Source organism: Pseudomonas sp. MF6755, assembly GCF_016405635.1.
GTDB classification, from domain to species: domain Bacteria; phylum Pseudomonadota; class Gammaproteobacteria; order Pseudomonadales; family Pseudomonadaceae; genus Aquipseudomonas; species Aquipseudomonas haemolytica.
Window position 1 is genome coordinate 161131 of sequence record NZ_JAEKDA010000002.1, and the last position, 24648, is coordinate 185778.

17 protein-coding genes and 1 other RNA gene are annotated in these 24648 nt (G+C 61.2%); 5 read left to right on the forward strand and 13 right to left on the reverse strand.

The window, feature by feature from the left end; translation table 11 throughout:
• The first annotated feature begins 108 nt into the window (after positions 1–108).
• Together fnr and JFT66_RS03150 are read left to right on the forward strand one after the other, a co-directional pair.
• A complete protein-coding gene (fnr, locus tag JFT66_RS03145) occupies positions 109–843 on the forward strand; it encodes a fumarate/nitrate reduction transcriptional regulator Fnr (RefSeq protein ID WP_034119279.1) in 735 nt (244 codons plus the stop codon).
• A gap of 77 nt (positions 844–920) precedes the next feature.
• Positions 921–1469: an adenine phosphoribosyltransferase gene (locus tag JFT66_RS03150; RefSeq protein ID WP_034119280.1), complete on the forward strand. Its 549-nt coding sequence runs from the start codon at positions 921–923 to the stop codon at positions 1467–1469.
• Positions 1470–1586: 117 nt separating this feature from the next.
• Here JFT66_RS03150 and JFT66_RS03155 read toward each other — a convergent pair whose 3' ends face one another.
• The 6 genes from JFT66_RS03155 to JFT66_RS03180 form a co-directional block, all read right to left on the reverse strand.
• The gene (locus tag JFT66_RS03155; RefSeq protein WP_198858731.1) at positions 1587–2735 is read right to left on the reverse strand and encodes an acyl-CoA dehydrogenase family protein; all 1149 of its coding nucleotides are present in this window, start codon (positions 2733–2735) and stop codon (positions 1587–1589) included.
• Between the two features lie 191 nt (positions 2736–2926).
• Positions 2927–3529 carry a recombination mediator RecR gene (gene recR, locus JFT66_RS03160; RefSeq protein ID WP_034119283.1) on the reverse strand — a complete coding sequence of 201 codons (603 nt, stop codon included), beginning with the start codon at positions 3527–3529 and terminating at the stop codon, positions 2927–2929.
• 66 nt (positions 3530–3595) lie between these two features.
• Positions 3596–4630, reverse strand: a complete 1035-nt coding sequence (locus JFT66_RS03165) for an NADP-dependent oxidoreductase (protein WP_034119284.1) — start codon at positions 4628–4630, stop codon at positions 3596–3598.
• A gap of 141 nt (positions 4631–4771) precedes the next feature.
• Positions 4772–5110: a YbaB/EbfC family nucleoid-associated protein gene (locus JFT66_RS03170; protein WP_034119285.1), complete on the reverse strand. Its 339-nt coding sequence runs from the start codon at positions 5108–5110 to the stop codon at positions 4772–4774.
• Positions 5111–5153: 43 nt separating this feature from the next.
• On the reverse strand, positions 5154–7217 hold the full coding sequence (gene dnaX / locus JFT66_RS03175; RefSeq protein WP_034119286.1) for a DNA polymerase III subunit gamma/tau: 2064 nt from the start codon (positions 7215–7217) through the stop codon (positions 5154–5156).
• Between the two features lie 77 nt (positions 7218–7294).
• Positions 7295–8236, reverse strand: coding sequence for a DMT family transporter (locus JFT66_RS03180; protein WP_198858732.1), 942 nt, complete (start codon positions 8234–8236; stop codon positions 7295–7297).
• A gap of 102 nt (positions 8237–8338) precedes the next feature.
• Here JFT66_RS03180 and JFT66_RS03185 point away from each other — a divergent pair, with 102 nt between their 5' ends.
• Positions 8339–9202 carry a LysR family transcriptional regulator gene (locus JFT66_RS03185; RefSeq protein WP_153838163.1) on the forward strand — a complete coding sequence of 288 codons (864 nt, stop codon included), beginning with the start codon at positions 8339–8341 and terminating at the stop codon, positions 9200–9202.
• Positions 9203–9221: 19 nt separating this feature from the next.
• On the opposite strand, the gene JFT66_RS03190 is transcribed toward JFT66_RS03185, so the two are convergent.
• The 7 genes from JFT66_RS03190 to JFT66_RS03220 all read right to left on the reverse strand — a co-directional run bounded on the left by JFT66_RS03190 (position 9222) and on the right by JFT66_RS03220 (position 20509).
• Positions 9222–11183: an AAA family ATPase gene (locus tag JFT66_RS03190; protein ID WP_198858733.1), complete on the reverse strand. Its 1962-nt coding sequence runs from the start codon at positions 11181–11183 to the stop codon at positions 9222–9224.
• A 159-nt stretch (positions 11184–11342) separates the two neighbouring features.
• Positions 11343–11439: signal recognition particle sRNA small type (gene ffs / locus JFT66_RS03195), an RNA gene on the reverse strand.
• 99 nt (positions 11440–11538) lie between these two features.
• Positions 11539–12705 carry a zinc-binding metallopeptidase family protein gene (locus tag JFT66_RS03200; protein WP_198858734.1) on the reverse strand — a complete coding sequence of 389 codons (1167 nt, stop codon included), beginning with the start codon at positions 12703–12705 and terminating at the stop codon, positions 11539–11541.
• Between the two features lie 76 nt (positions 12706–12781).
• The gene (gene ligA, locus JFT66_RS03205) at positions 12782–15148 is read right to left on the reverse strand and encodes an NAD-dependent DNA ligase LigA (RefSeq protein ID WP_198858735.1); all 2367 of its coding nucleotides are present in this window, start codon (positions 15146–15148) and stop codon (positions 12782–12784) included.
• 87 nt (positions 15149–15235) lie between these two features.
• Positions 15236–16099, reverse strand: coding sequence for a cell division protein ZipA (gene zipA, locus JFT66_RS03210; protein WP_034119293.1), 864 nt, complete (start codon positions 16097–16099; stop codon positions 15236–15238).
• A gap of 259 nt (positions 16100–16358) precedes the next feature.
• A complete protein-coding gene (gene smc / locus JFT66_RS03215) occupies positions 16359–19847 on the reverse strand; it encodes a chromosome segregation protein SMC (RefSeq protein ID WP_162524859.1) in 3489 nt (1162 codons plus the stop codon).
• Between the two features lie 2 nt (positions 19848–19849).
• Complete coding sequence (locus tag JFT66_RS03220) at positions 19850–20509, reverse strand: GntR family transcriptional regulator (RefSeq protein WP_153838168.1); 660 nt, start codon at positions 20507–20509, stop codon at positions 19850–19852.
• A gap of 280 nt (positions 20510–20789) precedes the next feature.
• On the opposite strand from JFT66_RS03220, the gene xdhA reads away from it, so the two are divergent.
• Together xdhA and xdhB are read left to right on the forward strand one after the other, a co-directional pair.
• On the forward strand, positions 20790–22238 hold the full coding sequence (gene xdhA / locus JFT66_RS03225; RefSeq protein ID WP_198858736.1) for a xanthine dehydrogenase small subunit: 1449 nt from the start codon (positions 20790–20792) through the stop codon (positions 22236–22238).
• Positions 22231–24630, forward strand: coding sequence for a xanthine dehydrogenase molybdopterin binding subunit (gene xdhB / locus JFT66_RS03230; RefSeq protein ID WP_198858737.1), 2400 nt, complete (start codon positions 22231–22233; stop codon positions 24628–24630). Before xdhA ends, xdhB begins: the two co-directional genes overlap by 8 nt.
• Positions 24631–24648: the final 18 nt, after the last annotated feature.

Genomic DNA, 24648 nt, shown 5'->3' on the forward strand with positions numbered 1-24648 from the left:
TTTGCCAAATCTTTATACCCCTGCCGGTTTTTTGTACACGCTGGCCTCCATACCCCCCAGTACGTTACCCTTACGTCTTATGTGTGTTTTCCCACAAGGATTTAAGAAATGTCCGAGCCAGTTAAACTGCGCGCTCACGGCCAGGCTCATTGCAAGGATTGCAGCCTGGCCCCACTCTGCCTGCCACTTTCATTGAATCTGGAAGACATGGATGCGCTGGACGACATTGTCAAACGCGGCCGCCCGCTGAAAAAAGGCGAGTTTCTGTTTCGCCAGGGCGACAAGTTTGATTCCGTCTATGCAGTACGCTCGGGAGCGTTGAAGACGTTCAGCCTCAGCGACGGCGGCGAAGAACAAATCACCGGTTTCCACCTGCCCAGCGAGTTGGTCGGGCTGTCGGGGATGGACACTGAGATTCACCCGGTGTCGGCCCAGGCCCTTGAGACCACTTCGGTGTGCGAGATTCCTTTCGAGCGCCTGGATGAATTGGCCCTGCAACTGCCGCAGTTGCGTCGCCAGCTGATGCGCGTGATGAGCCGCGAGATTCGTGACGACCAACAAATGATGCTGCTGCTGTCGAAGAAAACCGCCGACGAGCGCATCGCTACGTTCCTGGTCAACCTGTCGGCGCGCTTCCGTGCCCGTGGATTTTCGGCCAACCAGTTCCGCTTGAGCATGTCGCGCAACGAAATCGGCAATTACCTGGGCCTGGCAGTGGAGACCGTGTCCCGCGTGTTTACCCGCTTCCAGCAGAACCAGTTGATTGCCGCCGAGGGCAAGGAGGTGCATATCCTCGACCCCATCCAGCTGTGCGCACTGGCCGGTGGTTCCCTGGAGGTCTGATCCCGTACTGCGGTCGCGCCAATCGGCGAGGCCGCAGGTATACTTCGAGTCCGTTTTCCGCCCAGGACTCTGCGACGATGACCTTCGATTCGTTCGACATCAAATCCCTGATTCGCCCCGTCATCGACTTCCCCAAGCCGGGGGTTATCTTTCGTGACATCACCCCTCTGTTCCAATCGCCCCGTGCCCTGCGCCTGGTCGCCGACAGCTTTGCCCACCGTTATGTCGAAGCCGACTTCAGCCATATCGGCGCGATGGATGCGCGTGGTTTCCTGATCGGTTCGATCATCGCCTACCAGCTCAACAAGCCGCTGATCCTGTTTCGCAAGCAAGGCAAGCTACCGGCGGACGTCCTGGCGGAGGGTTACCAGACCGAATACGGCGAGGCCCTCCTGGAAGTGCACGCCGACAGCCTGTGCGAAGGGGATTCGGTGCTGATGTTCGATGACCTGATCGCCACTGGCGGCACGCTGATCGCGGCGGCGAACCTGGTGCGGCGCATGGGTGCGAAGATCTTTGAAGCCGCGGCGATTATTGATTTGCCGGAGTTGGGTGGGTCGCAGCGCTTGGAAGATATGGGGATTCCCACGTTTTGCCTGACGCAGTTTGGGTTGACCGAAAGGTAGTCCTTGTCAGAACCGGCCTCATCGGGAGCAAGCCCCCTCCCACAGTTTTGACTGTATTGACAAATCAAAATGTGGGAGGGGGCTTGCCCCCGATGAGGACCGAAAGCACACCACAGCTCACAACCCCATCTGCTTGCTGATGATTTCGTTCATCACCTCACGCGTCCCGCCACCAATGGACAGGATGCGATTATCCCGGTACAGCCTCTCCACCAGGTTGCCCCGCATATACCCCTGCCCACCGAGTATCTGCACCGCATCATAGGTCACCCGATCAGCCGTATCGGTAGCCAGGTTCTTGGCCATGGAAATCTCCTTGATCACGCTCTTGCCAGCAGCCATCTTCGCAGCCTGGCGATAAGTGAACTCGCGGGAGACTTCCACGGCGGTGGCCATTTCCGCCAGGCGATGCTTGAGCACCTGGAACTTGCCAATGGGCTTGCCGAATGCTTCGCGCTGGGCGGCCCACTTGAGGCTTTCCTCCAGGGCCAATTGCGCGGTCATGTTGGCTATCAAGGCCAGGGCCAGGCGCTCGCTCTGGAAATTGCCCATGATGCAGGCAAACCCCATGTTTTCGGCGCCGATGAGGTGGCTGACGGGCACGCGGCAGTCGTCGAAGAATAACTCAGCGGTGTCCGACACCCACCAGCCCATCTTCTTCAGCGGCTGGCCGACCGTGAAACCAGGCGTGTCTTTTTCAATCAGCAACAGGCTGATGCCGCCGAAGCCCGGGCCGCCAGTGCGCACCGCCACGGTATAGAAATCGGCACGAATGCCACTGGTGATAAAGGTCTTGGCGCCGCTCACGCGGTAATGCTCGCCGTCACGTATGGCGCGGGTTTGCAGGCTGGCCACATCCGAGCCGCCACTCGGCTCGGTGACCGCCAGGGCGATGATTTTCTCGCCGCTCAGCACCAGCGGCGCTATACGTTCGCGCACCTCGGGCCTGGCCCATTTGACGATGGGCGGCAGGCCGATATCCAGGGAGCCAAGCCCCGCCACCACGCCACCGGAACCACAGCGCATCAGTTCTTCGCTGGCGGCAACCTTGGCGAACAGGTCACCTTCGTGGCTGCCACCCAGCGCTTCGGGATAGCCGATCCCCAGTATGCCCGCCGCGCCGGCCTTGAGGTAGAGCTCGCGGGGAAAGCTCTCAGCCTCCTCCCACTGCTCGATGCCGGGCAACATTTCGCGCTCGACGAAACGGCGCACGCTGTCGCGGACCAATTGGTGGCTGGGATCGAAGTATTCCTGATAGGCAGACATCGGCAAGCTCCATGGCGAGATGGAGCGAACTTACCAAGCGCTTGCTTGGTTATCAACCCAATTACAGGCGACCAGAAACTAATGTGGGAGGGGGCTTGCTCCCGATAGCAGAGCATCAGTCAACAGATTGGTTGGCTGACCCACCGCTATCGGGAGCAAGCCCCCTCCCACATTGGGTATTGCACTGGTCTTTAGAGGGCGATCGGCTTACGACCTGCAAACGAGTGCGCCAAGGTGCCACCATCGACCAACTCCAGCTCGCCGCCCAGCGGCACGCCATGGGCAATACGCGAGGCAATCAACCCTTTGTTGTTGAGCAGTTGAGCGATGTAGTGCGCCGTGGCTTCACCTTCCACCGTCGGGTTGGTCGCCAGGATCACTTCAGTAAAGGTGCCCTGCGCTTCAATCCGCGCGACCAGTTGCGGAATGCCGATGGCTTCCGGCCCCAGGCCGTCCAGGGGCGACAGGTGGCCCTTGAGCACAAAGTAACGCCCGCGGTAGCCGGTCTGCTCCACCGCGTACACATCCATCGGCCCCTCCACCACGCACAGCAACGTGTCGTCGCGACGTGGGTCGGCGCACTGCGGGCAGAGTTCTTCTTCGGTAAGGGTGCGACACTGGCGGCAGTGGCCAACGCCTTCCATGGCCTGGCTCAGGGCCTGGGCCAGGCGTGTGCCGCCGCTGCGATCACGCTCCAGCAGTTGCAGCGCCATGCGCTGGGCAGTTTTCTGGCCGACGCCGGGCAAAGTGCGCAAGGCATCGATCAGTTGGCGAATCAGGGGGCTGAAGCTCATGGGCGACGGGTCCGACAAAACAACGAGACGCGGTTTATACCCGCGCCCCGGATTAGCGTCAAATACTCAATCCTGCGCGACGCGTACCACCAGCTTGCCAAAGTTGCGCCCCTCAAGCAGGCCGATAAAGGCTTCGGGCGCCTGCTCCAGGCCATCGACCACGTCCTCGCGGAACTTGATCTTGCCGTCGCGCACCCAAGGCGCCATGGCGCTGAGAAATTCCGGCTGGCGGTCACCATAGTCGTCGAACACGATAAAGCCCTGCATCCGCACCCGCTTGGTCAGCAAGGTGCGCTGCAGCCCCGGCAGGCGATCAGGACCGCTGGGCGCTTCATGGGCGTTATAACCGGCGATCAACCCGCACAGCGGCACGCGCGCCTTGGGGTTGAGCAAAGGCAGCACCGCATCGAAGACCTTACCGCCGACGTTTTCAAAGTAGATGTCCACGCCTTTGAAACAGGCCAGCGCCAACTCATGGGCAAAGTCTGCGCTCTTGTGGTCGATGCAGGCGTCAAAGCCCAACTCTTCCACCACATAGCGGCACTTGTCCGCACCGCCGGCAACTCCCACCACACGCAAGCCCTTGAGCTTGGCCACCTGGCCTACCACCGAACCCACCGCGCCGGACGCCGCCGCCACCACCAGGGTTTCCCCGGCCTTGGGCTGGCCGATGTCCATCAGGCCCATGTAGGCGGTCATGCCCGGCATACCCAGCACGCCCAAAGCCATCGATGGGCTTGCCAGCCCCTTGGGCACCGGCATCAGGTTATGGCCATCAGTAATGCTGTGGCTTTGCCAGCCGGTGGCACCGACCACCAGGTCGCCCACTTCGAATTTAGGGTTGCGTGATTGCTCGATACGGCTGACAGCGCCACCGGTCATCACCTCGTCGATTTCCACAGGCGCGGCGTAGGAAGGCGCGTCGCTCATGCGCCCACGCATGTACGGGTCCAGGGACAGGTACAGCGTCTTCAACAACACCTGGCCGTCCGCCAGGTCCGGCAAGCTCACACGCTCCAGTCGAAAATTTTCCGGCGTGGGTGCGCCTTGAGGGCGTGAGACCAGAACGATGCGTTGGTTGAGCGTCAATTCTTGAGGCATCAGCGGGGCTCCTTTTATCGGTGAGTGAATTCAACGGTATAGGGTGCAGACCATGGGTGAAGGGTTGGGGTTCGATGTTTCGACCGTCCAAAAAAAATGCCAGGCGCGATGCCTGGCATTTGAGTCTAGCCAAAGTGTGTATCAGAACGGAAGCTTCATGCCCGGTGGCAGCTGCATGCCAGCGGTCACGCCGGACATTTTGTCCTGGCTGTTGGCTTCGATCTTGCGCACCGCGTCGTTGACGGCTGCGGCGAACAAATCTTCCAGCACTTCACGGTCGTCATCGCTGATGCCCTCGAGCAGGCTCGGATCAATGCTGACGCGCTTGATGTCGTGACGACCAGTCATCACCACGCTGACCATATCGCCACCGGCTTTACCGGTGACTTCGGCGTTGGCCAGTTCTTCCTGCATCTTGGCCATCTTTTCCTGCATCTGCTGCGCCTGCTTCATCAGGCCGGCCATGCCACCTTTCATCATGGGAATCACCTCAAAGTACGTGGATCAAGTTAGTAGCCCGGTGTCATGACGCCTGAGGCACCGGAGCTTCGACAGGTTCAATAGTATCGTGACGGACGACCGCACCGAACTGTTGCATCATTTGTTGGATAAGCGGATCAGCGTGAATCGAATCCTCGGCCTCGCGCTGGCGGTTAAGGCGCCTACGGGTCGCAGCCTGGGCCGGGGTTTCCTGCTCGGGCTTGATCAGCTCGATGGCGATGGTCAGCGTGCGCCCATGGAACTGGTTGAGTGCGTCGTTGAGCCGGCGCTGCTGGGTGGCATTGAACAAGGCGCTGTGGGCCGGGTCCAGGTGCAGCAGCCAGTGGTCGCCCTCGATGGAAATCAGGGTGCAGTTGGCAGCGATACTGCCGGTCATGCCGGAGATCGGCAATTTCGGAAACAATTCCAGCCATTGCAGGGCCAGGCCGGTGGCGGGGGCCGCTGCGGGTTCTGCCTCGGGCTCGGGAGCCGGCTCGGCGGTATGCTCGCTGGCCAATTCGTCCAGGTAGCTGTAGGCCGAGTCCATGTCTGGCTCTATATAGTCTTCGTCCAGCGGCGGTTCGTCGTCCAGATCGATGCCTGGGGTTGCAGCCTCAACCTGGGCGACCGTCGGCTCGGGGACCGGCGCCGAGGCCCACTCAGGGGCATCCGGCACGACGCTGTCCGGGGTCGGCGCCGGCATCGGTGTCAGCTCGGGCTGCTCGCCGGTGGTTTCCAGTACGGGTTCCACGGCGGGTTGCTGCTCGGGCTCGGCCTCAGCTTCGATCGGGTCATTCCAGGGCAGGTCGACCACAGGCTCGGGCTCGATAACCGGCGCGGGTTCAACCGCAGCCGCTACTGCAACCGGTTCAGGCTCAGGCTCGGGGGCTGGCACAACCGGCGCAGGCGCAGCAACTACTACTGGCGCGACAACTGCCGCGCCAGCCACTGGTTTGGCGGAATCAACTGTGGCCTGGCTGATCCCCACTGGCTTTAGCGGCTGTCTCGGCGCGTCTGCCGAATCCGCCGGCCGGAACGCCAGCATGCGCAGCAGCACCATTTCAAAGCCCCCTCGCGGGTCCGGCGCGAGGGGCAGGTCTCGACGACCGATCAGGCCCATCTGGTAGTAGAACTGTACATCCTCGGCCGGCAATGCCTGGGCCAGGGCCAATACGCGGTCGCGGTCACCATGGCCGTTGTCGACACCTTCCGGCAGGGCCTGGGCGATGGCGACGCGGTGCAGCACATTGAGGATCTCCGAGAGCACGCCGTTCCAATCCGGGCCCTGCTCCGACAAGTGGCGCACCGCTTCGAGCAACGCCTTGGCGTCACCTTCGATCAGCGCGTGCAGCACGTCGAACACCTGGCCGTGGTCGAGGGTGCCGAGCATGGCGCGCACGTCGGCGGCCATAACCTTGCCTTCACCAAACGCGATGGCCTGGTCGGTGAGGCTCATGGCGTCACGCATCGAACCGTCGGCGGCGCGGCCGAGCAACCACAGCGCGTCGTCTTCGAACGGTACGTTCTCGACGCCCAGCACATGGGTCAAATGCTCGACCACGCGCTCGGGGGTCATGTTTTTCAGAGAGAACTGCAGGCACCGCGACAAAATCGTTGCAGGAAGTTTCTGCGGGTCGGTAGTGGCCAGGATGAACTTAACGTAGGGCGGCGGCTCTTCCAGGGTTTTCAACAGGGCGTTGAAGGAGTGGCTGGAGAGCATGTGTACTTCGTCGATCAGGTAGACCTTGAAGCGGCCACGGCTCGGCGCGTACTGCACGTTGTCGAGCAGCTCGCGGGTATCTTCGACTTTGGTACGGCTCGCGGCGTCGATCTCGATCAAGTCGACAAAGCGCCCTTCGTCGATCTCGCGGCATACCGAACAGGTGCCGCAAGGCGTTGAAGTGATACCGGTTTCACAATTCAGGCATTTGGCAATGATGCGCGCAATCGTGGTCTTGCCCACCCCGCGAGTACCGGTGAACAGGTAGGCGTGGTGCAGCCGTTGGCTGTCCAAGGCATTGATCAGAGCCTTGAGCACATGGGTCTGGCCGACCATTTCGCGGAACGAGCGCGGGCGCCATTTACGTGCAAGAACCTGATAACTCATCGAAAACCGTCGCAACTGGGAAGCGGAAGCCGGTAATGCTAGCGGAGCAAGGGGGAAATTGCATCCGGCACGCTCGTCTAATCTGACGAAGCTTGCTCGATTGGCCTCACAGAGGGCTTCTGCGCACGGTCTGCAGGAACGATTGAACGCCAACGGCCCTCCAGGCTGATGGCGGCGACGCTGGCCAGTACGATCACCGCGCCCAGTATCACCTGCAGGGCGACGTGCTCGCCGAGCAGCGTCGCGGCCATCACCATGGCCACCGGTGGAATCAGGTACATCGCCACCGAAGCGCGACTGACCTCGACGTGCTTCAACACATAGCCCCAGGCCAGATACGCCAAGGCGCTGGGGAAAATACCCAGCACCAGCACGGCGAAATTCTCCGGTAGCGGCGCCTGCATGATGGCGGCGGGCAAGCCCGGCAGGTTCACGCAGAGCATCAAGGTGCCGGACCACACCATGTAGCACGCCATGGTCAGCGGGCTGTAACGATGGGCGTAGTGCCTCTGGATAGCGAAATACACACTCCATGAGCACGCCGCCAGCAGGATCAGCAAGCCTCGTGGATCAATGTCGCCCACGCCCTGGTCACCCCAGATCACCACCAGCACGCCGGCCAAACCCAACAGCACGCCCCCCCAACGCCAGATGCTGACCCGCTCCTTCAAGCAGAAAAACGCGATCAACACACTGAACAGCGGCGCCGACTGTGCCAACACACTCGACGCCGCCGCCGTCACCCATTGCTGCCCGTGATTGAGACTGATGTGGTGCAGGAACACCCCGAAAAAACCCAGTACCAGCAGCCACGGCAGGTCGCGCACATGCGGCCGCCCAATACCGACCACCCAGGCCACGCCCGCCATGAATACCGACGCGATCAAAAACCGCAGCAATGCCAATTGACCCGGGCTGTAGCTATGCAGGCCCATGTGCACACCGATGGGTGAATAGGCCCAACAGAGGATGACGGCGGCAATGACTAGCGTAAGCTTTAGCGGTGACGGGGTATTCATCGACGGCATCCACACATTGAGAAGGCATACCGTCAGTCTTGGCCCACGCCAGGCCCAGGACAATTAAGCGTTTCTGACTTCTGAAATCACTGGAACTGAGCAATGGAACTGGCCCAACTGAAAATGGTGCGAGCCGTGGCACAAACCGGCAGCGTGGCCCAGGCCGCCCTGCAGTTGCACTGCGTGCCGTCCAACATCACCACACGCATCAAGCAGCTGGAAAGCGAGTTGGGCACGCCGTTGTTCATCCGCGCCGGCCGCGGGCTGGCGATCAGCGCCGCCGGTGAGATCTTCCTGGATTACTGCGAACGCATCCTGGCCTTGGTGGATGAATCCAAACGTGCAGTGGATGCCAACGCCATTCCCCGTGGCACCTTGCGCATTGGCGCGGTGGAGTCCAGCGCCAGCGGCCGCCTGCCACCGTTGCTGGCTGAATACCACCGACGTTACCCGGACGTCAGCCTGGAACTGGTCACCGGCGCCTGGGCGCAACTGCTGGACGACCTGCAACACCATCGGCTGGATGTGGCGCTGGTGGCCGCCGGTGGCAAACGTACGAAGCTGGAGCAAAGCGTGGTCTACAGCGAACGCCTGGTGCTGATCGCCAGTGCGTCCAGCGCGCCTATCAACAGCGCCAAGGACCTGGCCGGCCGCACGCTGCTGGTGTGGCCACCGGGCTGCCCCTATCGTGCCGCGCTGGAAAACTGGCTCAAGCCCCATGACGTGAAGCCAGCGATTGCCAGCTATGCCAGTTGGGGCACGATCATCGGTTGCGTCAGCGCCGGGATTGGCGTGGCGTTGGCGCCTGAGGGCATTCTGGCGCGCTATGAACAGGCCGATCAGTTGGCGTCCTATCGGTTTGAAGAACTGGCAGCGGTGGACAACCTGCTGTTCTGGCACAAGGACACCCAGCGACATCTGGCGCGGGATGCGTTTGCCGGGCTACTGCGCGAGACCTTTGGCTGACAGCGCCTGACTAAATCCATCAGTAACCGTGCAATTCCCGGGTTTTCTGATACGTGTGGTAGTCAAGCCACTCGACTACATCGTAGGGCAGATACAGTTGCATCCTGGCCCGGGAAATAGCGATGTAGACCGCACAGAGTCGCTGATCGAACGCGTAGGCGTCCTTGAACTTCACATTGGTCAATAACTCGGGGGTGAGCAACACCCGGTCGAACTCCATGCCACCCGCGTCTTGCGCCAGCATCAACAGGCAGCGCTCGTGCGGATGACCGCTCAACCTGTTCAAGCGCGTGACATCAGCCAGGTTAAAGCCTTTTTCCAGCTCGGCCTCGACCCACAGAAACGCCTCATCGAACTGGCAGGCATCCCGCACCTGCTGCCAATCGAGCATATCGATGAAAAATGGATGGGGGCCGACGTCGTTGAACTCATTGCTGTAGAAATCTGGCTTGAACAACGCGATGACCGTGTCCATGAAGTACTTGAGCGACTGCTGCGCCTCTTTGCTCGCCAGGCCAAATACACACCGGGCTTCGCTCAGTTGGATGGCCCACTTCATGGTGTCCCAATGGGACGCCGTCAGCACCACGCAACCTTGCGGCGGTACGAAGCCCTGCGGATAAAACTCAATACCGACGTCGGCGTCCCGCGCGCCCTCGAAGAGCACCTTGCTTTTATCCGAGTGCTGGCTGATCAATGGGTTGACCAGGCGCTCGACATTGCGGCCCGAGCGTACGGAGTAGCAGACGTCCGTATGGCGAACCTCACGGGCGCGCTTGACCACGCCCCCACTGGCCTGCTGATACTCATCCCCCAGGGTAATCAGCACCTGGCGGCCGCGCTCGATGATCTGCAGCAGCGGCGCCGGAATGTCCTGGCTCTCGTCGATGAGCACATGGGTATAGCGCTCGGGCACCACGCAGCCCGCAAGGCTGGCGCGCTTGATCATCAACAAGGCTTCAAACCCGGTGTGGCTGCCCCAGGCCGGATTCGCCTCAAGGTAGCCCCATAACCGGCTGGCGTATTCGAGCAGCGCCCGACTATCGACGCTGGACAGCGGCTGTTTGAAATGTGGCAGATGCTTGGCCGACAGGCTGTATTCCCAGGAGCGGCAGTAGGCTTCAAGCACTTTGAGGCAGACGTCCAGCACCGCCTGCCCTTCCAGGCGCCGGAAGCCAAAGATATTCAGCTCCCGGGCCAGTGCCTGCTTGCTCGGCGCTCGCACCTGCGTATTCAGCGGCTTGGGCCGCGGGCCATGCAGCAAGGCATGCGCAAACGCGTGGAAAGTATGCCCGGCCTTTCGCTCGCGAACGCCCACCATGCGGGTACGCAGGGTTTCCAGTTTTTCCGGGGTACGCGCCAGCAACAAGGTCTTTTCCGGACGCAGATGCTCCATCAAGGCCACCAGCAGGTGACTCTTGCCGATGCCCGCGTAACCTTGGACATGCAGGTCTTCATTCAGGTTGGCGCGGAAGGTTCTGACCAGCTTGTCTTGCTCGGCGCTCAACCAGCGCTCGCGGTGCCGGGGCGTGACCATCTGCTTGCTGAACGGGTCGTTTGCCTTGAGGTGACGGACTTTATACTCGACGTCCCACTTGCCATCGGGCAACAGGTAATCTCGCGCCTGTACTTCCTCCGCCAGCAGAAAACGCAGCTTCAGGCTTTTGACCACGCTGAGACCGAAGTACAGCTTCCTTTGGTCAAACAGCCGCTGTGCTTCCGACAGCAGGCACACGGTCGCCGAATGGCTGGCATCTACCGCCCAGTCAATGAGCTTGGCCAACACCTTTTCAGCGCCATTGGCGCTCAAGTCGCTTTCCGGCACCTGCGCCAGATTCTGGATCACCAGCACCGCCGCCAGCTCCGGCTCACTCAGGGCTACGAGCGCCTCTGCACCGTCAGTCCCCAACAAACCCGCACAGGTTTGATCGGTGATCGGCAAGAACACAGGGCTGGATAAATCAAAATGTTCCGAGTGCATACAGCCTCGTAGCCAGGGGAATGAGACGCTGGAGAGTATGCCACTAGTCGTGAAATGACCGTCAGGCACTGTGCAATAGCGTCACAGGTGACTGGCAGGGCAATAAATTCGGATTGGAAATTGAAGAAGGGACTGCAGGAGGGAGCGTTATGGAGGCAACCCCACCAGCCACACCCCGGCACACAATGTTCCCGCTGTGGCTGCTGCCTTCCGGCTCTGACCAGGTTCACGGGTAATCGTTGCGGGGGGACCGATGGGGTCACCATAACGACGCTGGCCTCTCGGCAAGCCGCGCCATTGTACCGATCTCATCGGAAGTTACAACCGTTGGTTCCGGATTAAAAAATGAGAGGGTTCAAGTACTTGCCATAACCGTATCAGCCCTGCCGCCCTCTTCCTGGATGACCAGGTGAATAAAGTGCAACTTGGCAATCACCGCCGGCGGCAGCACGAAGGGGTAGAAATCCGGCTGGCCCATGGCGCGGGACAGCTCGTTGAGCATGCCGGCCAGTTCGATCCAGGCGTTGACGAAAGAGAGGAACGCCGGGCCGCCAGGGTGTTCGGGTTCGTACAGTGTGGTCAGGGGAAACGGCTGGTAATCCAGGTCCATCTCGCGGGCGCTCATGCCAAAGCCCAGGGCGGTATCGACGGCGTCCATCATGTGCAGGTAGTGGGCCCAGGTTTCGGCCCAGTCTTCCCAGGGGTGCATGGTGGCGTAGGCGCTCACGCAGGTTTGTTGCCAGTCCGGGCGCGGGCCGTTCTGGTAGTGCTGGTCGAGGGCTTCGGCGTAACTGGCGCGTTCGTCGCCGAATAGCGTGCGAAAAGGCCCGAGCCAATGGCTGTCAGCGATCAGGCGATCCCAATAATAGTGGCCGACCTCATGGCGAAAGTGGCCGAGCAAGGTGCGGTAAGGCTCGCGCATCTGTACGCGGACTTTTTCGCGGTGGGCATCGTCGGCTTCCTTGATGTCGAGGGTGACCAGGCCGTTGGCATGGCCGGTGGTGGGCGCGTTGCCTTCCAGGTCGATGCCGATGAAGTCGAAAGCCAGGCCAGTGTTTTCGTCGATGCTCTTGGGCACCACTTGCAGGCCCAGGCTGATCAATTGCGCCACCAGCCTGCGCTTGGCGGTTTCGACCTTGCGCCAGCGTTCGGGGTTTTCGGGGATCGACAGGTCGGGAATGGTGCGGTTCAGGCTACAGGCCACACACAGCGACGCGCTGCTGTGGGCCGGGATCAGCCAGTTGCACGCGGCCGGGGTGTCAAGGTTGGCGCAGCGACGGAAGGCTCCAGCATCAAGGTTATCGTCCGCCAGCCAGGTGTCGACGACAGGTCCGGGTTGCAGGGAGGACAGGCGACTCTGCTGCGGCTGATAACCCAGCACCGCCTGGCAGGCCAGGCATTGGCTGTTGCGAAAGAACAGCGACTGGCCACACCGGCATTGCCACACCTTGCCGTTGCGCGAGGTGTGGGCCATGAACGGTGCGGCAATGCGCGTACTGAGTTGCTCGAAGTAGCGGAACATGGCGGGCTCTCCCTGGATGCTTGCCAATACTAGAGCATCCCTGGCGAGAGTTCGTTCCACTTTCCTGTGAGGCCGGTCAGACGCTGATGTTGTGCTCGGCCAGGAAGGCCACGAAAGCCTCTTCGTCCAGCACTTTCAAGCCCAGCTCACTGGCCTTGGCCAGTTTCGATCCAGCACCCGGCCCGGCCACCACGCAATGGGTTTTCGCCGAGACGGAACCGGCCACTTTGGCGCCAAGGCTTTCGAGCTTGTCCTTGGCGACATCGCGACTCATCAGCTCCAGGGAGCCGGTGAGCACCCAGGTGTGCCCGGCCTCGGGCAAGCCTTCGACCACCTTCTTCTCGCTCTGCCAGTGCATGCCAAAGTCCTTGAGCTGTTGCTCGATGGCCAGGGCGTGACGGGCGTTGTCGGTATTGTCAAAAAAGTCCCGCACGGCCTTGGCTTGCTTCTCGGGCAGCGCCTGACGCATGTCGAGCCAGTCAGCCTTGATCACACCCTCGAGGGTGCCAAACTTGTCCGCGAGTTTCTGCGCGGCGCCTGGGCCCACCGACGGCACGTGCAACTTATCAAGCAGGCCGCCCAGAGTGGCGCTGGCGGCAAATTCGGCGCTGAGGTCGCCCTGTTCCTGCAATTGCAGGCCGCACTCCTGCGGCGACAGCAGCGCGCCGATGACTTCACGGTTATGGCTGTCTTCAAAGAAGCTGTGAATCTCATGCGCCACTTCCAGGCCGACGTCAGGCAAGTACGTCAGCACTTCCGGCAGGGCCTTCTGCACACGCTCAAGGGACGCCAGGGAGCGCGCCAGTACCTTGGCAGTCTCCTCGCCTACATCGGGAATACCCAGGGAATAGATAAAGCGCGCCAGGGTCGGCGTCTTGCTGTTTTCGATGGCGCTGATCAGTTTCTTGCTGGAGATATCGGCAAAGCCTTCCAGGTCGATGATCTGTTCGTACTTGAGCTTGTAGAGATCCGCCGGTGAACCAATAAGTTTTTCATCCACCAGTTGCTCGATGGTCTTGTCGCCCAGGCCGTCGATGTCCATGGCACGGCGCGAGACAAAATGGATAATCGCCTGCTTGAGCTGCGCACCACAGGCCAGGCGCCCGACACAACGGTACACCGCGCCCTCGCTGACGGTTTCCTTGCCCTTGCTGCGCTTGACCAACTGCGTGCGCTCCACATGGGAGCCGCACACCGGGCAGCTCTCGGGGATCTGCACCGCACGGGCGTTTTCCGGGCGACGCTCGGTGACCACCGAGACCACTTGCGGGATCACATCACCGGCACGGCGGATGATCACGGTGTCACCGATCATCAACCCCAGGCGTGCCACTTCGTCCATGTTGTGCAGCGTGGCATTGGACACGGTCACGCCAGCCACCTTGACCGGCTTCAAGCGCGCCACCGGCGTCACGGCGCCCGTGCGGCCGACCTGGAACTCCACGTCGAGCAGCTCGGTGAGTTCTTCCATCGCCGGGAATTTATGCGCGATAGCCCAGCGCGGTTCGCGGGCGCGGAAGCCGAGTTCACGTTGGGAGGCGATGCTGTTGACCTTGAACACCACGCCGTCGATTTCATAGCCCAGCGCATTACGCCGCTCGCCGATATCACGGTAGTAGTCCAGGCACTCCTGGATACCCTTGGCCAACTTCAGTTCGTGACTGATCGGCATGCCCCACTTCTGCAACTGCTTGAGGTTGCCGATATGGGTGTCGCTGATATCCGCGGTCACTTGGCCGATGCCATAGCAGCAGAATTCCAACGGTCGGCTGGCAGTGATCTTCGAATCCAGTTGGCGCAGGCTGCCGGCCGCAGCGTTGCGCGGGTTGGCGAACGTCTTACCGCCGACCTCCAGTTGCGAGGCGTTCAGACGCTCGAAACCGGCCTTGGACATAAACACTTCGCCACGCACTTCCAGGGTCGCCGGCCATCCCGTGCCATGCAGCTTCAAGGGGATATTGCGTACGGTGCGCACATTCACGCTGATGTCTTCGCCCGTAGTGCCGTCACCTCGGGTGGCGCCGCGCACCAGCTCGCCATCCTGGTACAGCAGGCTGACCGCCAGGCCATCCAGCTTCGGCTCACAGCTGTATTCCACCGCCGCGCCAGCGCCGAACAGATCACCCACCGGCAGGTCGAGGCCCTCGATGACCCGGCGATCAAACTCGAGCATGGTGGTTTCATCAAAGGCGTTGCCCAGGCTGAGCATCGGGATCTCGTGCTTGACCTGGGTGAATGCCGACAGCGCCGCACTGCCAACCCGCTGCGTCGGTGAATCGCGCGTCACCAGCTCCGGATGCTCGGCCTCCAGAGCCTTGAGCTCGTGGAACAGGCGGTCGTACTCGGCGTCCGGAATGCTCGGCTCGTCGAGCACGTGGTAGCGGTAGTTGTGCTGATCCAGTTCAGCGCGCAGTTCGAGGATGCGGGTAGGGGCGGCGGTCATGGGTGTTCTCTCATAAAGCAAAAGAGCAGCCGAAGCTGCTCAATATGTTAGTGCATGGATTCTACAGACAACGCTTAAGATCGAACCTCAGCGTTTCTGTGTCAGGGCGCGACGCTCGAACTCGACGATGCGCTGACGGTAGTGTTCGATGGTCTGGGCGGTCAGCACGCTGCGTTGATCATCCTTGAGCTCGCCATTGAGTTCCTGGGACAGCTTGCGGGCGGCGGCCACCATCACGTCGAACGCTTGTTTCGGGTGACGCGGGCCTGGCAGGCCGAGGAAGAAACTGACCGCCGGGGTGCTGAACAGGTCGATATCGTCCAGGTCGAAGGTGCCCGGCTTGACCGCATTGGCCATGGAGAACAGCACTTCGCCGTTACCGGCCATGCTTTCGTGACGGTGGAAGATATCCATCTCGCCGAAACGCAGGCCGCTTTCAAGGATGTTCTGCAACAGTGCCGGGCCTTTGAAGCCGGCGGCGTCGCGGCAGATCACGCTGATGACCAGGACTTCTTCGGCGGCTGGCTGATCGTTCACCGATTGGCGCGGTGCGCTCTTGGTCGGCGTCTCGTCCGGGAAATCGTCATCGCGGCTGCTGAAGCTCGGGCCGTCGTCGACGTCGAGGTTCAGGTCACCCTGATGCGGCTCGGCAACCGCTGCACTGCCACGCTTGCCACGTTTGGACGACGGCTCGCGGGCTTCACGCACCGGCGCACTCATCGACGGCAAGTCGTGCTCGTCCAGTTGCGGCTCTTTATGGGTATCCAGCACACGGGGAGGCCCCAGCAGCTCAGCGCTGCCGTCGTCGTCCGGCAGGTTGGACAGGTTTCGGTCCAAGCGGAATTTGAGCTTGCCCTTGCCACCGCGCATGCGGCGCCAGCCATCAAAAAGAATACCGGCAATGACAATGATGCCGATGACGATCAGCCACTCGCGCAGACCGATTTCCATGTAATCCCGTGCCTCTAATAAAAAATGCTGAAAAATAAGGGGTTTAGCACCGTGCAAACCGCTTTAAAACGTGGCGCCAACTCTATGTTCTGACTGACGTTTTGCCCACGCATACGAAAAATTGACATTAAACTAGCACGACCAAAGATAACTTTACACCGTCTGTCAAAATGCCTTGAACAAATATGTCCATTTGCCACTTTCTTCAGACCGGTAAACCACCCTACATCGTGCCGTAAATTCTCTTTGCTGGCTTGGCTCAGGATTCGACCATCGCCATCGCTTCTTCCACATCCACCGCTACCAATCGCGAACAACCCGGCTCGTGCATCGTGACCCCCATCAACTGATCGGCCATTTCCATGGCGATCTTGTTGTGGGTGATATAGATGAACTGCACGGTCTGGGACATCTCTTTAACCAACCGAGCGTAGCGTCCAACGTTAGCGTCATCCAGCGGCGCGTCAACTTCGTCGAGCATGCAGAACGGCGCCGGGTTCAACTTGAAGATGGCAAATACCAGGGCCAATGCGGTCAGGGCTTTTTCCCCGCCTGACAACAAATGGATGGTGCTGTTCTTCTTGCCCGGAGGCCGCGCCATGATCGTTACCCCTGTATCGAGTAGATCTTCGCCCGTCAGTTCCAAGTAAGCGCTGCCACCACCGAAAACTTTTGGGAATAACGCCTGTAAACCGCTATTAATCTGATCAAAGGTATCTTTGAAGCGGTTGCGGGTTTCCTTGTCGATCTTGCGGATCACATTTTCCAGGGTGTCCAGGGCTTCGACCAGATCGGCGTTCTGGGCATCCAGATAACGTTTACGTTCGGACTGCTGCTGGTATTCATCAATAGCCGCGAGGTTAATCGCGCCGAGGCGTTGAATGCGCGCGGCAATGCGTTCAAGTTCTTCTTCGGCGTCTTTCTCGTTGGCCTGGGCGGTCAGGGTGTTGAGCACGCCGTGCAGGTCATAGCCGTCTTCCAGTAATTGGTCTTGCAAGGTCTTGCGGCGCACGGTGAGGGCTTGCCATTCCATGCGCTGTTGTTCGAGCTGGCCGCGGATCAACTGGGATTGCTGCTCGGCCTGGGTGCGGCGTTTTTCCGCGTCGCGCAGTTCGCGGTCAGCATCTTCCAGGGCGATCTGCGCCGTCTTGAGTTCTACGTCGACGGTCATGCGCTTATCGAGCAGCTCTTCGAGCTTGAGGCGCAACTCTTCCAGCGGCGCCTCGCCCTCCTCCAGGTTGAGGCTCAGTTGCTCACGCTTTTCGGTCAGGCGTTCGGACTGCATTTCCAGGCGCTCAAGGGCCTGGCGCGTAGAGTCGTGCTGGGCGCGCAGCGAGCCGAGGCGCACCGCCAATTGGTGGGCGTGGTCCTTGTGTTGGCGGGCTTCCTGGCGCACGCGGTCGAGGCGTTCGCGCAGGCTGTCGCGCTGTGCCAGGAGCAACTCGCGCTGCTCGGTGTCCAGGGCCATGCTGTCGAGGGCTTCCTGCAATTGCAGGCGGGCTTCGCCGATTTGTTCGTGTTCCAGGGCGCGCTGTTCGCCCATCTCGGCCACTTCTTCATCGAGGCGAGTACGGCGCAGGGTCAGTTGCTCGACCTTGGCCTTACTCGCCGACAGCTGGGCTTTCAATTCGCCCTGCTGGCGCGCTTCGTCCTGCAACAACCGGCGCAGGTGTTCGCGGCCGGTTTCCTGCTGGCGCTGAGTGGCGCGCAGGGTTTGCAGTTCGGTTTCCAGGCTTTCGAGGGTGGCTTCGCGCTCTTCACGCTCGGCGGTCAGGTTGACGATTTCCTGGCCACGAGCAAGAACGCCGCTTTCTGCTTCACTGGCGCGGCGCACACGCAAGAAGTGCCGGCCAACCCAAAAGCCGTCGCGGCTGATCAGGCTCTGCCCGGCAGCCAGTTGACCGCGCAGGGCCAGGGCCTGCTCAAGGCTGTCCACGGGTTTGACTTGGCCGAGCCAAGGCGACAAATCAATCGCCGCCTCAACCTTGTCCAGCAGGCTGCCCGGCACGCGCGTACCGTCCGCCGCGGGGCTGAGCAAACGCAGGTCGCCCTGGGTAAAACCGGCCAGGTCAAAGCCGCCAAAATCATCCACCAGCACCGCTTGCAGGTCGGCGCCGAGCACGGTTTCCACCGCCAGCTCCCAACCGGCTTCGACCTTCAAGCCTTCGGCCAGTCTCGGGCGCTCGGCCAGGTGTTGGTCGCGCAGCCATTGCGCCGTGCCGGTGCCCGGGTCGAGCGCCGCTTGCTGCAGGGCTTCCAGGGAAGCCAGCCGGCCGTTGAGCCGCTGCAGATCACCTTGGGCGGTTTGCTGTGCCTGGGTCGCCTGTTGCAATTGCTGACGCAATTGCTCCAGGCGCTCCACTTGTTGTTCTTCGCTGGCTTCCAGCTCTTCCAGCGTCATTTCGCTTTCGGCCAGTTGCTCGCTCAGGTCGAGGATCGCCGCGTCTTCCGGGTCGGCGGCAAGCAATACACGCTCTTCCTGCAGGCGACGCTGGCGTTCGGCCAGGCGCTCCATGCTGGTTTCCAGCTGCTGGATGCGCGACTGCTGCACCTCAGCCTGGCGGCGCGGCTCGGCGGATTGCAGGTTGAAGGCGTCCCACTGTTCCTGCCAGCTGTGCATGGTGGTTTCGGATTCTTCCAGGGCCGCGGCGGCTTCTTCGGCGGCGGCGCTGGTGATTTCCTGCTCCGGGGTGAGCATGTCCAGCTCTTCGCCGAGGGTCAGCAACAGGGTGCGGTCATGGCCCAGGTGCGATTCGGTTTCCAGGCGCGCACGTTCGGCTTCCTTCAAGTCATCCTGCAACTGGCGCAAGCGCTGTTGGCCGTGCTGGATGCTCTGCTCAACCCGGGCGATATCGCCGCCCACTGAATAGAAACGCCCCTGCACCAGATTGAAGCGTTCGGACAATTCATGGTGGCCGTCACGCAGGCGTTCGATGCTGGCATCGGCGTTGCGCTGCTCGGCCACCAGCGCTTCAAAGCTGATTTCCTGGGTGCCAATGATCGCTTCGCGCTGGCCCACCTGGTCATTCAATGCCTGCCAGCGCAGGGCCGAGAGTTGCGCCTTGAGCTGGCGCTCTTCGCCCTTGTATTCCTGATACTTCTCGGCGGCCTGGGCCTGGCGGTGCAGGCGCTCCAACTGGCGCTCCAGCTCTTCGCGCAGGTCGGTCAGGCGGGCGAGGTTTTCATGGGTGCGGCGGATACGGTTTTCGGTCTCGCGACGGCGCTCCTTGTACTTGGAGATGCCGGCCGCTTCTTCGATAAAGTTACGCAGGTCTTCGGGCTTGGCTTCGATCAGCTTGGAGATCATGCCCTGTTCGATGATCGAATAACTGCGCGGGCCTAAGCCTGTGCCAAGGAAGATATCGGTGATGTCGCGACGGCGGCACTTGGTGCCGTTGAGGAAGTAGCTGTTCTGGCTGTCGCGGGTGACTTTGCGGCGAATGGAGATTTCCGCGTACGCCGCGTATTCACCGATCAGGGTGCCGTCGGAGTTGTCGAACACCAACTCGATACTGGCCTGGCTCACCGGCTTGCGACTGGTGGAGCCGTTGAAGATGACGTCGGTCATCGACTCGCCGCGCAGGTTTTTCGCCGAGCTCTCGCCCATCACCCAGCGTACGGCGTCGATGATGTTCGACTTGCCGCAGCCATTGGGCCCCACCACCGCCGCCATGTTGCTGGGGAAGTTCACGGTGGTCGGGTCGACGAAGGATTTGAACCCCGCCAACTTGATGCACTTGAGCCGCACGCTTAGGCGTCCGCCAACGCAGCGATAACCAACGAGCTGCTGCGCTGGCAGTAGGCCGACAGCACCTGGCGGATCTGCGGCAGGTCACGGGCAAGCACCGCCGCGAGCAGTTGCTCGAACAGCGCCAGGTACTCGCCCATTTCCGCCTTGCGCTGGTCCAGGGCCAGGTAATAGGCACGGCTCATCGCCGGTTGCAGGTTCTCGACGGTTTCCTGCAAATACGGGTTGTTGGCAAAGGGATACGCGGCGCGCATCACATTGAAACTTTCTTCGACGAAGGCGCGCACGTCCTCGCGCTCGAAACTGGCCATCAGGCGTTGCTGGATCTGCAGGAATGGCGCCATGTCGGCCTGGGTCTGCCAGCCTTCGGCCACCGCATTGCCCAGCAGAATGTACATCTCGCCCATCAGCGTACACAGGCTCTGCACCTTGTGAGCAGTGAGCTCGGTGACATGGGCACCACGGCGCGGCAGGATCGCGATCAAGTGGCGGCGCTCGAGGATCAGCAAGGCTTCACGCACGGAACCACGGCTGACGTTGAGCGCCAACGTGACCTTCTGTTCCTGGATCCGTTCTCCAGGCTTGAGATCGCCGCGAATGATACGTTCGGCGAGGTGGTGAGCAATTTGCTCGGCGAGACTGTCCGGCGCCTTGAACGTCATGTTTACCCTTCAAAATCTTCTATCGGTACAAGCGCGGCAGTGTAGCGCATTGGCCCGCTGATGGCGCTACGCCCACCGCGGCGAATTTGGCATGAAATAAGCAGTGTTGTGAGGCCACACGCCGCTAGAAACGCCGGTTCGAGAAGACTGGACCATAATTGAAAGTGTTGTGATCGCAGTTTCTTGACCCTTAGGTCAGAAAACCGTTGACCCAAAAGTCAGACATGACTAGATTCGGCGCAAAGCGGTTAACAACAATAATGAGTCTGCGAGGCCTTCCGTGATCCAGTTTTTACTTAACCAGGAACTCCGTAGCGAGCACGCCCTGGACCCCAACCTGACCGTGCTCAACTATCTGCGTGAGCATGTGGGCAAACCCGGAACCAAGGAAGGCTGCGCCAGCGGCGACTGTGGTGCGTGCACCGTGGTGGTCGGCGAGTTGCACACCAATGATCAGGGCGCCGAGCAGATTCGCTATCGCAGCCTCAATTCCTGCCTGACGTTTGTGTCCTCGCTGCACGGCAAACAACTGATCAGCGTCGAAGACCTCAAGCATCAAGGCCAACTGCACAGCGTGCAACAGGCCATGGTCGAGTGCCATGGTTCGCAGTGCGGCTTTTGCACCCCGGGTTTCGTGATGTCGCTGTTTGCCCTGCAAAAGAACAGCGACGCCCCCGACAGTCAGAAAGCCCATGAAGCGCTGGCCGGCAACCTGTGCCGCTGCACCGGTTATCGCCCGATCCTCGCCGCCGCCGAACAAGCCTGCTGCAACAAGCCCCTGGATCAATTCGACAGCCGCCAGGCCGACACCATCGCCCGTCTCAAAGCCATCGCACCCACCCAGACCGGCGAACTCAACAGCGGCGACAAACGCTGCCTGGTGCCACTGACCGTCGCCGACCTGGCCGACCTCTACGACGCCTATCCGCAAGCCCGCCTGCTGGCCGGTGGCACCGACCTGGCACTGGAAGTCACCCAGTTCCACCGCACCCTGCCGGTGATGATCTACGTCGGCAACATAGAAGAGATGAAGCGCATCGAGCATTTCGATGACCGCCTGGAAATCGGTGCGGCCACCGCCCTCTCCGATTGCTACACCGCGCTGCACCACGAATACCCGGACTTCGGCGAACTGCTGCAGCGCTTTGCCTCCCTGCAAATCCGCAACCAGGGCACCCTGGGCGGCAATATCGGCAACGCCTCGCCGATTGGTGATTCGCCGCCGCTGCTGATCGCCCTCGGTGCGCAGATCGTCCTGTGCAAAGGCGACACCCGCCGCACCTTGGCGCTGGAAGACTATTTCATCGATTACAGAGTCACCGCCCGCCAGGACAGCGAGTTCATCGAGACGATCATCGTGCCCAAGGGCCACACGCTGTTTCGCGCCTACAAGGTGTCCAAGCGCCTGGACGACGATATCTCCGCCGTGTGCGCGGCGTTCAATTTGAAGATCGACAACGGTGTGATCAGCGAGGCCCGCGTTGCGTTCGGTGGCATGGCCGCCACGCCAAAACGCGCAAAAAGCTGCGAAGCCACGTTGGTCGGTGCGACCTGGAATAGCGCCACCGTCGAAAAAGCCTGCGCCGCCCTGGCCGAGGATTTCACCCCGCTGTCGGACTTCCGCGCCAGCAAGGAATACCGTTTGCTCAGCGCACAAAACCTGCTGCGCAAATACTTCATCGAACTGCAAACGCCGCACATCGAGACTCGGGTGACCGCTTATGTCTAACCATCACGCCGTGGCAAAAACCCAGGCCGAACTGGCCGATCTGTTTGCCCAGGACCTCACCTCCGGCGTCGGTCGCAGCGTCAAGCATGACAGCGCCGCCAAACACGTCAGCGGCGAAGCGCAGTACATCGATGACCGCCTGGAATTCCCCAACCAGTTGCACCTGTATGCGCGCATGTCCGACCGCGCCCACGCCCGCATCATCAGCATCGACACCACGCCCTGCTATGCCTTCGACGGCGTGCGCATCGTCATCACCCACGAAGACGTACCGGGCCTGAAAGACATCGGCCCGTTGATGCCCGGCGACCCCTTGCTGGCTATCGACACCGTGCAGTTTGTCGGCCAGGTGGTGCTGGCCGTGGCGGCCCGCGATCTTGAGACTGCGCGCAAGGCGGCGATGGCGGCGGTAATCGAATATGAAGACCTCGAGCCGGTGCTGGATGTGGTCGAGGCCTTTCGCAACAAGCACTTCGTGCTCGACAGCCACACTCACCAACGCGGCGATTCTGCCGCTGCACTGGCGAGCGCCAAGCACCGAATCCAGGGCACCATGCATATCGGCGGCCAGGAACACTTCTACCTGGAAACCCAGATTTCCTCGGTCATGCCCACCGAAGACGGCGGCATGATCGTCTACTGCTCCACGCAAAACCCTACCGAAGTGCAGAAGCTGGTGGCCGAAGTACTCGACGTGTCGATGAACAAGATCGTGGTCGACATGCGCCGCATGGGCGGTGGGTTTGGCGGCAAGGAAACCCAGGCCGCCAGCCCGGCGTGCCTGTGCGCCGTGGTGGCCCGCCTGACCGGCCAGCCGACCAAGATGCGCCTGCCACGGGTCGAAGACATGCTGATGACCGGCAAGCGCCACCCTTTCTATATCGAATACGACGTGGGCTTCGACGACAGCGGCCGCCTGCACGGGATCAACCTGGAGCTGGCGGGGAACTGCGGCTGCTCGCCAGACCTGTCCAACTCGATTGTCGACAGGGCCATGTTCCACGCCGACAACTCGTATTACCTGGGTGACGCCACGGTCAACGGCCATCGCTGCAAGACCAACACTGCGTCCAACACCGCCTACCGCGGCTTCGGCGGCCCCCAAGGCATGGTCGCCATCGAGGAAGTGATGGACGCCATCGCCCGCCACTTGGGCCAAGACCCGCTGGCAGTGCGCAAGGCCAACTACTATGGCAAGACCGAGCGCAACGTCACCCACTACTACCAGACCGTCGAGCACAACATGCTCGAGGAGATGACCGCCGAGCTGGAAGCCAGCAGCCAATACGCTGAGCGCCGCGAAGCGATCCGCTTGTACAACGCCCACAGCCCGATCCTGAAAAAGGGCCTGGCGCTGACGCCGGTGAAATTCGGTATTTCCTTTACTGCCAGCTTCCTTAACCAGGCCGGTGCGTTGATCCATATCTACACCGACGGCAGCATCCACCTGAACCACGGCGGCACCGAGATGGGCCAAGGCTTGAACACCAAGGTCGCGCAAGTGGTGGCCGAAGTGTTCCAGGTGGAAATCGACCGCGTACAGATCACCGCCACCAACACTGACAAGGTGCCCAATACCTCGCCCACCGCCGCTTCCAGCGGTGCCGACCTGAACGGCAAGGCCGCACAGAACGCCGCCGAAACCATCAAGCAGCGCCTGGTGGAATTCGCCGCACGCAAGTACGACGTCAGCGAAGCAGACGTGGAATTTCGCAACGGCCATGTGCGGGTACGCGAGCAGATCCTGACCTTCGAGGCGTTGATCCAGCAGGCGTATTTCGCTCAGGTCTCACTGTCGAGCACCGGCTTCTACAAGACCCCGAAAATCTTCTACGACCGCAGCCAGGCCCGTGGTCGACCGTTCTACTACTTCGCTTTCGGCGCCGCCTGTTGCGAAGTGATCGTCGATACCCTGACCGGCGAATACAAGATGCTGCGCACCGACATCCTCCACGACGTGGGCGCCTCGCTGAACCCGGCCATCGACATCGGCCAGGTCGAAGGCGGCTTTATCCAGGGCATGGGCTGGCTGACCATGGAAGAGTTGGTGTGGAACAACAAGGGCAAGCTCATGACGAACGGCCCGGCCAGCTACAAGATCCCGGCGGTTGCGGACATGCCGCTGGACCTGCGGGTAAAACTGGTGGAAAACCGCAAGAACCCGGAAGACACGGTGTTCCATTCCAAGGCGGTGGGCGAGCCGCCGTTCATGCTGGGGATTGCTTCCTGGTGTGCGATCAAGGATGCGGTGGCGAGTTTGGCTGACTATCGCCAGCAGCCGAAGATTGATGCGCCGGCGACACCGGAGCGGGTGTTGTGGGGATGTGAGCAGATGCGCCAGTTGCAAGTGGCTAAGGCTGTTGAGGCTGAAACTGAAATGGCTTCGCTCTAGACCGAGGCGCTGCCATCG